Here is a 14439-nt window from a genome sequence, read left to right as displayed (position 1 = left end):
CAAAACGAGTCAGCAAAATTTCGAATTCTGCGGACTTCGCCGGCGCGACGCGGCAACATGCGGACTTCGCCGGCGCGGCACGGCAACCTCACGCGAGAGCCTGCGTACTCGGACGGCACGCGACGGCGGCACGCGGCAGTCCGGCCGCTACTCCTCCACGAGCAGGGGCTCTCCGGCCCTCTCCAGGCGACGAAGCCTGGCAAGGAGCAGCGCCGCAGCCACGACGAAGCCCACGCCGCCCAGGATGCCCGTGGGCGCCGGACCCACGAGGGGATTGCCTGCCGTCCGCGCGAAGGCATAGCTCAGCCCCGCCGTCCCGTCGAGCGAGCCGTGCGCGAGCGTCGCCGGGATGCAACTGCCCGACCTCAGCGTGAGGTAGCTCAGAAACACCCCCACCACGGTGCAGTAGGCACAGCAGGCGACGACCCCCGCGACGGGAAATCCCGCGTAGCCCGCTCCGTACTCGCTGCCCAACACGACCAGAGGGGCGTTCCACGCGCCCCACACCAGGCCGCTCGCCAGAATCGCCCTGGTCACGGAGCCCTCCTCGAGCAGCTTGGGAAGAAGGTAGCCCCTCCAGCCCCACTCCTCCCCAAAGGAGTAGACGAAGTTGGCCATCGGGGCAACGACGATGATGCCCAATGCGAACGGGATTCCCTCGAACACGAGGTCGAGGTTGCCCAGCAGCGGCAGCTCCTCGCGCGCATAGCTCATGCTTGGGTCGAAGGCACCGAGAACGACCAGGTAGTAGAGGCAGGCTCCCACCGCCGCGAGCACGACGGGCCCAAGGTATCCCGCAAGCCAATAGCGCCAGGTCTTGTCGAAGCCCGCCGAGGTGAGGTGGGACGTGCCCTGGAACCCCTCCCCCGTGACGGCCCTCGTCACGATGACGGCGATCGAGGGCGCAAGCATGATCGCCCCCGTGACCAGCTTGGTGGCCATGGGCAGGTAGCTTGCCAGCGCGCTCCTGCTCATGGGGTACACCGCAAGGAACGCATACGCCCACGCGATCCCAAAAGTCACGAGCAGGACGATGAGGATCCGCCTTCTGGTGTCACTCATTCGGGAACCAGTCACCTGCCACTCTCGCCTGGCTGCGACTGCCGTGCCGAGGCCCGCTGGGCTGGCGGCTACCGTGCCGAGGCCCGCTGGGCTGGCGGCTGCCGTGCCGAGGCCTGCTGGGCTGTGGCCTGACGGGCCGCCGGTTCTCCGCCGACGTCACGCACGCTACGGACGCCGTCCTCGATCAGGCCGCCCAGGAGCTCGGCAAGCCGTTCGGGCGAGACGCGCCTTCCCCCTTCCACCCAACGGCGGAACATCACATGCGAGGCACCGCTGGCAAAAGAGTTGACGAGGTCCTTCTCCTCGGGCGGAAACGACGCGAAGGGGTCGAAGCCCTCCCGGTTGCTCCGCAGAGATCGTGCCGACACGGCCTGGAAGAGGTCCGCCCAGCGCGGGTCGCAGATGAGCCGCTCGGCAAAGGCGTCACGCGTGTAGAAGTCGACGAAGACCCGCGTGAGCCTCTTGTAGTCGTAGGGCACGGGCAGCTTGGAAACCTCGTCGGCGTATTGCTGGCACACCTCTGCGACCATGTCCTCATACAGCGCCTCGATGCAGCTGTAGTGCAGGTAGAAAGTCTTGCGATGTATGCCCGCGCGCTCCGACACTGATGTGACGGTCACTGCGTCGGGGCTGCCCTCCACCACAATCTGGCGAAACGCCTCCCTGATCGCGTCGCGCGTACGCCGCGAGCGCTGGCTCCTCTCGACCGCCTGATCCATGGCCCACACCCCCTCCCGGCCCATGCGACGTCCGTCATGCCACGCAAGGCACCACCTTGGGCACAAGTGGCCATTGAAGATGGGCGCGGCTGTGGCTAGCGTCTGGAACATACAGTATATCCACGTGAGCAGCGCGCCGGCACGTGGTCCGGGCCGGGAGTGGCCCCGAGCTGGCTTCCAGGAGGCACGCAGATAGGGGGACGCGACATGAAGTACCTCGACGGGGAAGAGTTCCAGAAGGCGGACGCCTTTGGCGTGGGAGGGCCCAACGACGCGTACGCGGCGTACTTCGTGGGCAACTCCTACCTCAAACTGCTGACGGACCCGAGCAAGGTCTCGCTCGCGGTGGCAAACGTGAGCTTCGAGCCGGGCTGCCGCAACAACTGGCACGTCCACCACGCCAGCGAGGGCGGCGGGCAGATCCTCATCTGCACGGCCGGAGAGGGCTGGTACCAGGAGTGGGGCAAGGAGCCCGTGGAGCTGACGGCGGGCAGCGTGGTCTCGATCCCGCCCGAGGTGAAGCACTGGCATGGCGCCAAGAGGGACAGCTGGTTCTCTCACCTTGCCATCGGCGTGCCTGGCAAGGACGCGTCCAACGAGTGGCTCGAGGCCGTGAGCGACGAGGACTACCTGGCGCTGTAGCTACGCCGGAGGCAGTCCGCGTCACGACATGCAATGACGCCGCAGCGGGCGATGCGGCGGCGGGGTGGGACGGTCTGCGGCAAACGGCACGAACGAGTCTTTATGGCGAGAGGAGCCAACGATGGTCCTTGAAGAGAGCTTCGTCCTGAGCAACGGCGTCAGCATTCCCAAGCTGGGGCTGGGAACCTGGTTCATCGACGACGGCAAGGCACCCGAGGCGGTGCGGCAGGCCGTGCGCCTTGGGTACCGGCACTTCGACACCGCCCAAGCCTACGGCAACGAGCGGGGCGTGGGCGAGGGCGTGCGCACGGCAGGCATCGCGCGCGAGGAGCTCTTCGTTACCACCAAGCTGGCAGCCGAGGCGAAGGACCACGCCACTGCGGCGGCGGCCATCGACGAGTCACTGAGAAAGGCAGGCCTCGACTACTTCGACCTCATGCTCATCCACAGCCCCCAGCCCTGGGCGAACTGGCGCGAGGGCAGCTACGCCGAGGGCAACCGCGAGGCCTGGGAGGCGCTGGAGGATGCGTACCGCGCGGGCAAGCTCCGTGCCATCGGCGTCGCCAACTTCGAGGAGGCGGACCTCCAGAACCTGGAGGCCGAGGACGTGCGGCCGATGGTCAACCAGCTCCTGGTCCACGTGGGCAACACCCCGGAGCAGCTCATCCGGCACTGCCGGGACAAGGGCATCCTGGTCGAGGCGTACTCTCCCGTCGCTCACGGCGCAATCCTGGACGACCCGAGGGTCGCCGGAATGGCCGAGCGCTACGGCGTGAGCGTGGCCCAGCTCTGCATCCGCTACGACCTGCAGCTGGGAACCCTCCCCCTGCCCAAGACGGCGAACCCCGACCACATGCGCCAGAACAGCGAGCTGGACTTCGAGATCTCTGACGAGGACATGGACACGCTGCGCGGCTACGACGCGGTCGACTACGGCAGCTATGCGGCGTTCCCCGTGTTCAGCGGAAAGTAGGGCGCCTGGAGCAGGGACGCGACGAGCGCGCGACGGGCACGCAGACGGGCGTTCGGCCCAGACGAATCGAGAAAAGGCATCAGGCGAGAGGGGCCAGGCATGGCAGTGAGGCAGACGGCAGGACGCGACCAGCTGGGCGAGTTTGCCCCCAAGTTCGCGGAGCTCAACGACGACGTGCTGTTCGGCGAGGTGTGGAGCCGGGAGGAGGAGCTCTCGCTGCGCGACCGCTCGCTGGTCACCGTGGTCGCGCTCATGGCGCAGGGGCTCGTCGACTCGTCGTTCAAGTACCACCTGATGACGGCGAAGAAGAACGGCATCACCAAGGAGGAGATCGCCGAGGTCATCACCCACGCCGCCTTCTATGCCGGCTGGCCCAAGGCCTGGGCCGCCTTCAACATGGCCAAGGAGGTCTGGGAGTAGGATACGGCCGTGCCGGGCTGGGTGTGGCTGGACCGAGCCGGAAGGCGCAGCGCCGCCCAATCTTGCGATCGTGGACTGAATTGGCCCCGCACGGCGGCAAAACTGTCCACACTGGCAAGACTAAGCCTTACAGCATGAGGCTTCGGGCGAGAGTGACGCGCGTACGATGCCGGCCGCACCGTCTCACCAACGACCCGCATTCACGCTCGTACCGCACGCCACGCGCCACGCTGCGCTCGTTCCCTATGCACGCAGAGCTTGCACCCGGACACATCACGCACGTCGACGCAACGCGCCCCGGGGCCGAAGCCCCGGGGCGTGGCATGTCTCACGCGACGAAGAGCATCACGGCAGCAACGCCGGCGCGCCTCTCGCCTACTCGACGTCGATCTTGTGGACCCAGTTGAACTTGTCCTCGACCTCGCCGGACTGGATGCCGGTCAGGGTCTCGCGCAGCTTCCTCATGACAGGTCCGACCTCGTCCATGCCGTAGACGACCTCGCCATCGGGGCCCACGACCTTGCCCACCGGCGAGATGACGGCCGCGGTGCCGCACATGCCGCACTCGACGAACTCGCCGATCTCGTCGAAGCGCACGGGACGCTGCTCGACGGTCATGCCCAGCATGTTCTGGGCCACATCCACCAGCGAGCGGCGCGTGATGGAGGGCAGGATCGAGTCGGTCGCAGACTGGGGAACCACCAGCGTGCCGTCCTTCTTGACGAAGAGGAAGTTGGCGCCGCCGGACTCCTCCACGAAGGTGCGGGTCTCGGGGTCGAGGAACATGTTGTCGGCGTAGCCCTCGGCATGCGCCTCGACGCTGGGATACAGCGACATGGCGTAGTTGAGGCCGGCCTTGATGTTGCCGGTACCATGGGGAGCTGCGCGGTCGTACTCCGAGACCTTGACCGCGACAGGCCTGACGCCGCCGGAGTAGTACGGGCCAACGGGGGTCACGAGGATGCGGAACTGGTACTCGTCGGCGGGCTTGACGCCGATGACGTCACCGGTGGCGATCATGAGCGGGCGCACGTACAGCGTGGCGCCAGAGCCGTAGGGCGGCACCCATGCGGCGTTGGCGCGTACGACCTTCTCGACGGCGTCGACGAAGCGGTCCTCGGGGAAGGGCGGCATCACGATGCGCCTGGCGGAACCGGCCATGCGGGCGGCGTTCTGGTCAGGACGGAAGCAGACCACGTCGCCGTTCTTGGTGGTGTACGCCTTGAGGCCCTCGAAGACCTCCTGGCAGTAATGGAAGATGCCCGCGCACTCGGAGAGCGTGATGCTGTGGTCGGTGGTAAGCGCGCCCTCGTCCCAGGCACCGTCCTTGTAGTTCGAGACGTAGCTGTAGTCCGTGGGCATGTAGCTGAAGCTGAGGTGCTCCCAGTCCAGGTCCTTCTTCTGCATGTGGCCCTCCTTGCCTTGTTTGTGGTTCGCGCGGGTGCGGCCCGGGAGCGTCCCAGGCGTCACCTCCGCCGCGATGCACAGTGTACTCTCGCCCTTGCGGGCGCCCTGAGTAGGTGACGCTCCCGAAACATGGGAGGGGCTTCTCCTCGCGTTCATCATCTGGTCAAGCATCTTGCGGGCGGGTGCCACCGGACGTCGGGACGCGGGTGGCAGGAGGCGCGGTGCGGGCTGGGCTCACCTTGGCTGTGGGAGGCGCGGGCTGCGCTCACTTCGGCTGTGGGAGGCGCAGGCGGCACATCACCGGCACAGGAGGCCCGAAGTGGGTGATTTCCGTCCCCTTGAAGGCGAGAAAACCACCCACTTCGAGCGCGCGACAGCAACTCACTCACCCATTTCTCGCCTCTCGCGCGCTAACGCCGAAGTGAGTGGTTACGCCCTTCTCGCCCGCGAGAAAACCACCCACTTCGGACGTGGCGTGACGACTCGCCCGCCCACTTCGAGCATGGCACGGCAGCTCGCCCACCCACTTCGAGCCCGCCATGGTCGTCCACCAACCCACTTCGAATCCGGCACGCGGAAGGCCCGAAGTGGGTCGCGGACCAGCAAGTAGGTCGTGGGTCAGCAGGCGAGCCGAGGCCAGTCGCTAGCCACGGGCACTCCCCCGCACGCCCCGCACGAGGACGAGGCGGTTCGCCACCATTGCCGCAAGCGCGTACGCCACGCAGACGACGGCCACGACCCCCAGCCCCCACGCGGGAAGCGCGACGAAGTCCAGCGGCTCGGCCAGAGGCGAGAGGGGCAGCCATGCACCCAGGAGCGCCACCGCGACGGCGACCAGGGTCACGCGCCAGGAGGCGCGGCTCTGGACGAAGGGCAGCCTGCGCGTGCGCATGACCTGCACGGCCAGGAGCTGCGTGACCAGGCTCTCCGTGAACCAGGCGCCCTGGAAGACCGCCACGAAGAGGGCGCGCCGTGCCGCCATCCCCGCGCCGGCCGCCGCGAGCTCCGCCCAACTGCCACCCGCGACGGCAGGGCAGACCCAGAAGAAGAGCAGGCCAAAGGTGAGAAGGTCGAACGCCGAGCTCACGGGCCCGATCCGCCTCATGTAGCCGCCCAGCGAGCCCACGTCCCAGCCGTTGGGCGCGGCCACGGACTCCTCGTCCACGTTGTCCCAGGGAATCGCCGTGCAGGCGATGTCGGAGAGCAGGTTGAGCAGGAGCATCTGGGTGGCACGCATGGGCAGGAAGGGCAGGAACAACGACGCGGCGAGCACGCTGAAGACGTTCCCGAAGTTCGAGCTGGCAGCGATGCGCACGTACTTCTCCATGTTTGCGAAGGTGTGACGACCGGCCATGATGCCCCTCTCCAGCACCATGAGGTCCTTCTCGAGGAGGATGATGTCCGCCGTCTCGCGCGCGACGTCGGTCGCCCCCTCCACGCTGATGCCACAGTCGCTCTGGCGCATGGCGGGGGCGTCGTTCACGCCATCCCCCATGTAGCCCACCACGTGTCCGTTGGCACGCAGCGCGGCCACCACACGAGCCTTCTGGTCGGGCGCGAGCTTGGCGAACACGGTGACGTCCTCGGCCGCCTGCGCAAGCCGGGCGTCGTCCATGGCCTCCACGTCTGACCCCTCCAGCACGCCGCCCACGTCCAGGCCGATGGCACGGCACACGTGGACGGCGACTCGGGCGGAATCCCCCGTGAGCACCTTGGTCCCCACGCCGTGCGAGGCCAGGGCGGCGATGGCGGTCTTGCTCGACTCCTTGGGCGGGTCGAGGAAGGCGAGGAAGCCGATGAAGCGCATGTCGCGCTCGTCCTTGGTGCTCAGGACGCGCACGCCCGCAGGCTCGGCCTTGCGCGCCACGCCGAGGACGCGCATGCCCTCGCTCGCCATGGCCGCCGCCCGCTCCATGACCTGCGTGCGCAGGTCGTCACCCAGCGCGCACGCCTCCCCGCCCAGGTCGACCTCGCTGCAGGCCGCGAGCACTTCCTCGACCGCGCCCTTGGTGATCATGTGGGTCCTGCCCCGCTCGTCCCCCACCACGACGCTCACCAGGCGACGCTCGAAGTCGAAGGGAAGCTCGTCCACCAGCGTGTAGCGCTCGGCGAGCTCGTCGGCGCTGGGCAGGTCGCGCGCACCCGACGTCATGGCGACGCCAGTCGCGACCACGCCGGCCTCGTCACTCTCGCCCGCGTCCCTCGCCGCCGCGCTCAGCTCCTGCGTGCGGCGGATGATGGCGGAGTCGACGAGGTTGCGCAGGCCGGTCTCGAAGAAGCTGTTGAGGAAGGCCTCGAAGAGCACGCGGTCGTCCTCCCGGCCCAGGGCGTCTAGGTGGCGCTCCAGGACGACGCGGTTCTCGGTGAGGGTGCCCGTCTTGTCGGTGCAGAGGACGTCGATCGAACCCAGGTTCTGCACGGCGTCGAGGCGCTTCACGATGGCCTTGCCGCGGCTCAGGTCCTGAGCGCCCTTGGCCAGGCAGGCGGTCACGATCATGGGCAGCATCTCGGGCGTGAGTCCCACGGCGACGCTCGAGGCGAAGAGCAGGGCGGCGAGCCAGTCCCCCTTGGTGAGGCCGTTCGCAAGCAGGACCAGAGGGGCGATGACCAGGGTCATCCTCATGAAGAGCGCGCCAACCTCGTCAAGGCTGCGCTGGTAGGCGCCCTTGGGACGCACCTCTCCAAGCGAGCTGGCAACGCGTCCGAAGGCGGTCCCCTCTCCCACGGCGACCACGACGCAGCTAGCCCCGCCCGAGATGACGGTGGACCCCATGAGGGCGACGTTGGGCAGGTCGGTGACCTCCCGGCTGGCGGCAGCGCACTCGTCCAGCGCGGCGGCGCAGCGCTCGACGGGAGCGCTCTCGCCCGTGAGGGAGGCCTGGCTGACGAAGAGGTCGCGCGCGTGGGTGAGGCGCACGTCGGCGGGGACGATGTCGCCCGCGCGCAGGTGGATGACGTCGCCTACCACGACTTGGTCGAGCGGGAGCTCGGCGCGTCCGGCGTCCGCGCGCTCGACGCAGCAGGTGGTCTGGATCGAGCGCGCCAGCGCCTCTGCGGCGTTTGCGCTGCGACGCTCCTGCACCTCACGCATGAGGACCGAGATGCCCACCATGACCAGGATGATGAGGGTAGTGGATGGGTCGCGCTGGCCAGGCTGGGCAAATGCGACGTCAGTCACGAACGAGACGATGGCCAGCACGACGAGGATGTCGGTGAAGGGGTCCGAGAACACAGACAGCAGACGAGAGAAGACGGACGGCCGGTCGGGCGCGCCCACCACGTTGGTGCCCCACTCGGCGCGGGACTCCTCGACCTCCTCGGGCCCGAGGCCCGCCTCATGGCTCTTGAGCTCGTCGAACGCCTGGTCGATGGACAGGGTTGCGAGGTGGCGCAGCCAGGAGAGCCTCAGCTCCCCAGCAGTGCCGACGTTGATCAGGGACATGCTATGGCCCCCTCCCTCCAGCTGGTCCCGCCTGCATGGCGGAAACCAGGGTCAGGGGGCGCATGCACTCGGGCTTGCTAGCTCAGACGCGACGCGACAAAGGCGCGGGCAGGCGCCCCCTCTCGGAAATTACATGATCGACTGTGACCAAGACCGACGTCCATGGAGCACCTCCTTGGGGTCGGGGACTCCCGTCCCTCTCGCCTTGCCTGAAAGCCTGCCGGGCCATCCCTGGCGCAACGGCGTGTGCGGCACGCGGGTTCGCTGCGTGCCCATGCCTCGACGCGTGTATACCCGAGCACGGACCATCTTGAACCCCTTCACCGCCAAAGGCAAGCCCGGCGGGCCGTCTCGATCCGGCAGAAGGATCGCTTTGGGCTGACGAGAGGAACCCGCCCCGGGCTTCCCGCGCAAAGGTGACAATGTGAGCGGACAAGATGCCGCCGCAAGTTTGAAGTGGGTGGTAGGTTGCTACCGCAGGCCCAAGGTGGGTGGTTCTCTCGCCTGGCGGAGCCTTGCAACAACCCACTTCGCCCGCGGCGCGCCGGAACGCCGATGTGGGTGGGCGGACGACCACGCCGAGGTCGAAGTGGGTGATTCTTGCGCAGCCGAGAGGGGCGGAACCACTCACTTCGGGGCTCGCACGCCACACGGGGCTCGCACGCCATCGCGGGATGTGGAAGACATGCGAGCCCCCAATGCCGGCGCGGCATTACGCACACGAGCCTCGGATGGTCGGCACGACGCCTCACCCCGTACCCCATGGCACCCGCGCGTTCCCATGTGTTCATCGTCTGAGCAATCCGCTGCCCGCAAACCGACGTTTCTCCCCGACAACGCGAGCGCGTTATGATGAGACTGCCGTGTCCTGCCGCGACGCGGCAAAACCGAGACCGTTCATCGTTGGAGGCCCTACATGCCCGTAACCGCGATCATCCTCGCCGCCGGCGAGGGAACGCGCATGAAGTCTCGCCATCCCAAGGTAATGCACAAGATGCTCGACCACCCCATGATCTGGTGGGCCGCCGACTCCGCCCGCAAGGCGGGGGTCGAGCGCATCGTCGTAGTCGTGGGCAACGGCGCCGACGAGGTGCGCGACTACTTCGCCCATGACGAGCTGGGCGCAAGCGTCGAGTTCGTCGAGCAGGCCGAGCGCCTGGGCACCGGCCATGCCGTCCGCGTGGCGCGCGACGCCCTCGGTGCCTTCGAGGGACCCACCGTGGTGATGTACGGCGACACCCCGCTGGTGCGCCCCCAGACCATCAGGTCGCTCATCGACCAGGCGAGAGACACGCACGCCGCGTGCACCGTGCTCACCATGACGCCGGACGACCCCACGGGCTACGGCCGCATCCTGAGCGAGGACGGCCAGGTCAAGGCCATCATCGAGCACAAGGACTGCACCCCCGGGCAGCGCGAGGCCCTCAGGGAGTGCAACTCCGGCCTCTACTGCTTCTGCGGACGCCGCCTGACCCAGAACCTGGACAAGATCGGCAACGACAACGTCCAGGGCGAGTACTACATCACCGACATGGTGGGCATCTACGCCCAGATGGGCGAGCCCGTGAGCGCCGTGCACTGCGAGGACGCCGGCGAGCTCCTGGGCGTCAACAGCCGATCGCAGCTCGCCGCCGTGACCAAGATCATGCAGCGCCGCATCAACGAGGGCCTCATGGCCGCCGGCGTCACCATGATGGACCCCGAGCAGGTCTGGGTGGGACCCGAGGCGACCGTCGGCCAGGACACCGAGCTCCTGCCCCAGACCTTCGTGTGGGGAAGGAGCCACGTGGGCTCCGACTGCGTCGTGGGCCCCAACAGCCGGCTCGTCAACGCGAGCGTGGGCGACGGCTGCCTGGTGGACGAGACGATCATCGTGGACTCCGCGATCGACGACGAGGTCAAGTGTGGCCCGCGCGCCTACCTGCGCGGCGGCGCCCACTTCCACAAGGGTGCCAAGGCAGGCACCCACGTCGAGATAAAGGGCTCCGAGGTGGGCGAGAACTCGAAGGTGCCGCACCTCTCCTACATCGGTGACGCGACCCTAGGCCGCGACGTCAACATCGGCGGCGGCTCCATCACCTGCAACTACGACGGGAAGCACAAGAGCCACACCCAGATCGGAGACCACGTCTTCGTGGGCTCCGACACCATGATGGTGGCCCCCGTGACCATTGGCGACAACGCGCTCATCGGCGCGAGTTCGTGCATCACCAGAGACGTGCCGGCGGGAGCCCTCTCGCTGGAGCGCTCGAGGCAGTACGTCCAGGAGGGCTGGGCGGATCAGTACTGGGAGAGACTTGGGAAAGAGGAGTAGATGTACGAGAACCTGTGCAAGCCGCTCAACGTCGAGAAGGAGATAAAGCTCTTCTCCGGCACCGGTAACCCGGAGCTGTCGAAGCGGGTCGCCAAGATCCTGCACCTCGAACTGCAGGGCCTGCACCTGGAGAAGTTCGCAAACGGCGAGACCTACGCGCGCTTCGTGGAGTCCGTCCGCGGCGACGAGGTCTTCTTCATCCAGACCCTGGCCGGCCCCAACGTCAACGACCTGCTCATGGAGACGCTGATCGTGGCAGACGCGGCCACGCGCGCCTCCGCGGACAACTTCACCGTGGTCATCCCCCACTACGGCTACGCGCGCCAGGACCGCAAGGCCGCGCCGCGCGAGCCCATCACCGCCCGCCTGGTGGCCAACCTGCTCGAGGCCGCCGGTGTGGACCGCGTGATCACGCTTGACCTGCACTCCAACCAGATCCAGGGCTTCTTCGACATCCCCGTGACCCACCTCACCGCCCTCTACCTCTTTGGCGACTACTTCAAGGAGAAGGACTTCGACTGGGAGAACACCGTCGTGGTCTCGCCCGACATGGGCCGCGCGAAGGTCGCCAAGAAGCTCAGCGACTACCTGGGCTGCGAGGTCGCCATCGCCCACAAGAGCCGTCCCAAGCACAACGCCGCCGAGGTCATGGGCATCATTGGCAACATCAAGGGCAAGACCTGCATCATCAACGACGACATGATCGACACCGCGGGCACCCTGGTGGGGTCGATCAACAAGCTCAAGGAGATGGGCGCGGGCGACATCTACATCAGCGCCACCCATGGCATCTTCTCGGGCCAGGCCGTCGAGCGCATCGAGAGCGCCCCCATCGTGGAGTGCGTGGTGTCTGACGCCATCCCCTGCGCTGTGGCCAACCAGCCCGGCTCCAAGATCAAGACCGTGTCCGTCGCGCAGGAGCTGGCCGACGCGATCTACGCCGTGTACGTGAACACCCCCGTGTCCGGCGTGTTTGGCGGCAACTCCGAGATGTAGCGCTGCCAGAAGCGCAAACCACCGGCAGCGAGCATGGGCAACATGCGCCCTGTAGCTTGCTTCGGTTCCTGAGCTCGACCCCTTGGACGCCCCGGCTTCGGCCGGAGCGCCCTTCTTCTCTGGGAAGTGGGGCGAGGGCGCGCGACGATGGGGTGCGGCGTGCAGGCGAGAACGGCCTGCGTCCGCGCCGGGGGGCTAGGGCTCCCGCACCGCCTCCCAGACGGCGGTCGAGACGCGCGCCATGAGAGCGTCCGCCTGGCCCTGGTCCATCCCCGTGGTCATGACGACGAACACGTAGGGGTGGTCTCCCAGGACGATGCCGCCGTCGTGGCGCACGCCGTCCAAGCTCCCCGTCTTGTGCGCGAACGCGACCCCATCCGGCAGCCCCTGCGCCAGGCCTCGCGTGTCCGCCTGGTCCTCGAGCCAACCCAAGGCGCGCTCGGAGGCCTCAGGGCTCACGAGCTCCCCGCGCGCCACCATGAGCAGCAGCCTCGCCTGGTCGCTCGCGCTCGTGTAGTTCTCGCGCCCGGAGGTGGCCGCAGCCGTGTCCATCATCTTGCGGCGGAGGCTCGTGTCGGCAAGCCCAAGCCGCTGGCACTCCTCGTTCACCGCATCCATGCCCAGGGCGTCGATGAGCAGGTTGGTGGCCATGTTGTCGCTCTGTCCGATCATGTATGCCGCAAGCTGCCCATAGCTGAGCCAGGTGCCCGCGCGCATGTCCTGCACCACGCCCGAGCCCTCCACGCGGTCCTGACCGCGCAGGATGGTGCCATCCGCAAGCGAGATGCGGCCGTCCTGGGCCTCCTGCAAGAGCGTCGCCATGACCGCAGTCTTTATCATGCTGGCCGAGGGGACGCGCTCCTCTCCCCCAAGGGAGAATCCCGTGGTGCTGCCATCCACCGACTCGTAGGCGACGTAGGCGCTTCCGGAGTGGCCGGCGAGCGCCGCCTCGACCGCCGCCTGGATGGGGGCTGAGTCCCGCGGCCACGTGCCCGACGAGGAGTCGCCCGGGGACGCGTCGCTCACCGTGGGCCACGCCGTCTTCTGTCCCGCCGTGGCCTGGTCCGACGCGCCAGGCTGGCTTGCCTGGCCTTCCGCCGCGCCCGGGCCACTCACGACCCGAGGCGAGCAGGCGCCCAGGAGGCAGGGGGCGACTGCCGCGAGGGTGGCGAGGGCGACAAGGGCTATTCTGGAATGGTGCATGTTCACGCCTCACGTACGCAGGTCTTTGACGTTCGGGCGCCTCGAGGCGCGGACGGGTCGGACGATAGCCCAGCCAACCATGGTACCTGCCATGAAGCCTTGCCCACGCGAGCTCACGGAGGAAGCGATGGCCGGAAACAACTTTTGCGTCAACTGCGGGGCTCCCCTCCAGGAGGGCGCCCGCTTCTGCACCAACTGCGGAGCGCCCGTGCAGGCCCACGTCGACGGCGGCGCTACCGAGCCCACGAGTGACGCTTCGGCAACGGAGCCCCAGCCCGACCAGACGCAGCGGCTCGCGGCTCCCGGGGAGGCCGCTCCCATGCAGCCTGCGGGAGCCCAGCCTTACGTGCCCGTGGGGCCCGGCAGTCCCCATCCCCAGGCTGCGTTTGCGCAGGCTCCCTATGCACGGGCGACCTCCGCCGTCGCAGGCGGCGACAACCGCCACAGGACCATCGTCGTCATCGCCGTCGTCGTGGCGGCGCTGGTGGCCCTCGCCCTCGTGGCCGCACTCGCCCACGCGTGGCTGTCGGGCACGGGCACGGGCGGCAACGATGGGCAAGCCCAGCAGGGCCAGCAACAGGGTGACTCCGATGGCGAGGCAAACGGCGACGCCTCGAGGAAGCAGGAGGACGACAAGGCGGGGGCCGAGGCAGAGGCCAAGAAGAAGGAAGAGGAGGCCGAGGCCCAGGAGGAGAAGGCCAAGAAGGAGTCCCTCGACCAGCAGGACAGCGCCTTCCACGACTCCCTGGTCTCGTACTACAACGTGCTCTCCGACTACGACGCGCGCGTGCGTGACGCGGCCTCGAACTTCAACGCGTCGTTCCTCTCCAAGGACATGGACCTCAGGCGCAGCCTTGCCAGCAGCTGCTCCAGCCTCAAGGTCGAGCTCCAAGGCAAGGTGGACTCCCTGGGCAAGATGACGGCACCGGAGGGGTCCGCGTGGACCACGCAGCTCTCGCAGATCCGCCAGTGCTACCAGGACCACCTGAGCCGTGTCACGGTGATGGACTCCGCCTGGCAGGTTGACCTGCGCTACCCGGACCCGGAGCCCCACCAGTCAGAGATCTTGGGACCGATCTCTGCCGGGAACCTGGACGGCTCCAACAAGAACGCAGCGCTGGACGACTACGAGAAGCTGTACCCACAGATCACGCTGTAGGAGCGTAGGCGCAGGCGATGGCGCTGGACCCGGGCGCGCATGGTTCGACGTTCACGCCGTTACGCACGAGATTGCCAGCGAGCACGCTCTTGCGCACATGAG

The 14439-nt window shown here is 67.8% G+C and carries 11 protein-coding genes; 6 read left to right on the top strand and 5 right to left on the bottom strand.

All coding sequences use genetic code 11. The features are described from left to right. Positions 1–147: 147 nt before the first annotated feature. The gene (locus tag HMPREF1008_RS03675) at positions 148–1062 is read right to left on the bottom strand and encodes a CPBP family intramembrane glutamic endopeptidase (RefSeq protein ID WP_050796604.1); all 915 of its coding nucleotides are present in this window, start codon (positions 1060–1062) and stop codon (positions 148–150) included. Positions 1063–1130: 68 nt separating this feature from the next. Further along, on the bottom strand, positions 1131–1781 hold the full coding sequence (locus tag HMPREF1008_RS03670) for a TetR/AcrR family transcriptional regulator (protein WP_009278487.1): 651 nt from the start codon (positions 1779–1781) through the stop codon (positions 1131–1133). Positions 1782–1988: 207 nt separating this feature from the next. Here HMPREF1008_RS03670 and HMPREF1008_RS03665 point away from each other — a divergent pair, with 207 nt between their 5' ends. From HMPREF1008_RS03665 to HMPREF1008_RS03655, 3 genes are all read left to right on the top strand, one after another. Continuing rightward, the gene (locus tag HMPREF1008_RS03665) at positions 1989–2423 is read left to right on the top strand and encodes a cupin domain-containing protein (protein WP_009278486.1); all 435 of its coding nucleotides are present in this window, start codon (positions 1989–1991) and stop codon (positions 2421–2423) included. 121 nt (positions 2424–2544) lie between these two features. Beyond that, a complete protein-coding gene (locus tag HMPREF1008_RS03660; RefSeq protein ID WP_009278485.1) occupies positions 2545–3396 on the top strand; it encodes an aldo/keto reductase in 852 nt (283 codons plus the stop codon). 99 nt (positions 3397–3495) lie between these two features. Then, entirely contained in the window at positions 3496–3816 is a 321-nt protein-coding gene (locus HMPREF1008_RS03655) for a carboxymuconolactone decarboxylase family protein (RefSeq protein ID WP_009278484.1), read from the top strand. A gap of 375 nt (positions 3817–4191) precedes the next feature. Here the strand turns inward: HMPREF1008_RS03655 and HMPREF1008_RS03650 are convergent, their stop codons facing one another. Next, positions 4192–5379, bottom strand: a complete 1188-nt coding sequence (locus HMPREF1008_RS03650) for a branched-chain amino acid aminotransferase (RefSeq protein WP_082719623.1) — start codon at positions 5377–5379, stop codon at positions 4192–4194. A 487-nt stretch (positions 5380–5866) separates the two neighbouring features. Next, positions 5867–8665, bottom strand: a complete 2799-nt coding sequence (locus HMPREF1008_RS03645; RefSeq protein ID WP_009278482.1) for a magnesium-translocating P-type ATPase — start codon at positions 8663–8665, stop codon at positions 5867–5869. A gap of 916 nt (positions 8666–9581) precedes the next feature. On the opposite strand from HMPREF1008_RS03645, the gene glmU reads away from it, so the two are divergent. Beyond that, complete coding sequence (gene glmU, locus HMPREF1008_RS03640; protein ID WP_009278481.1) at positions 9582–10979, top strand: bifunctional UDP-N-acetylglucosamine diphosphorylase/glucosamine-1-phosphate N-acetyltransferase GlmU; 1398 nt, start codon at positions 9582–9584, stop codon at positions 10977–10979. Beyond that, the gene (locus HMPREF1008_RS03635; RefSeq protein WP_009278480.1) at positions 10980–11975 is read left to right on the top strand and encodes a ribose-phosphate pyrophosphokinase; all 996 of its coding nucleotides are present in this window, start codon (positions 10980–10982) and stop codon (positions 11973–11975) included. A gap of 195 nt (positions 11976–12170) precedes the next feature. On the opposite strand, the gene HMPREF1008_RS03630 is transcribed toward HMPREF1008_RS03635, so the two are convergent. Further along, complete coding sequence (locus tag HMPREF1008_RS03630; RefSeq protein WP_009278479.1) at positions 12171–13178, bottom strand: serine hydrolase; 1008 nt, start codon at positions 13176–13178, stop codon at positions 12171–12173. A gap of 127 nt (positions 13179–13305) precedes the next feature. Here HMPREF1008_RS03630 and HMPREF1008_RS09820 point away from each other — a divergent pair, with 127 nt between their 5' ends. Further along, the gene (locus HMPREF1008_RS09820) at positions 13306–14337 is read left to right on the top strand and encodes a zinc ribbon domain-containing protein (RefSeq protein ID WP_009278478.1); all 1032 of its coding nucleotides are present in this window, start codon (positions 13306–13308) and stop codon (positions 14335–14337) included. Positions 14338–14439 lie beyond the last annotated feature (102 nt).

Source organism: Olsenella sp. oral taxon 809 str. F0356, assembly GCF_000233535.1.
GTDB lineage: Bacteria > Actinomycetota > Coriobacteriia > Coriobacteriales > Atopobiaceae > Olsenella_I > Olsenella_I phocaeensis.
The sequence above is the reverse complement of the archived record's forward strand: the minus strand, read 5'-3'. Positions and strand labels throughout refer to the sequence as shown.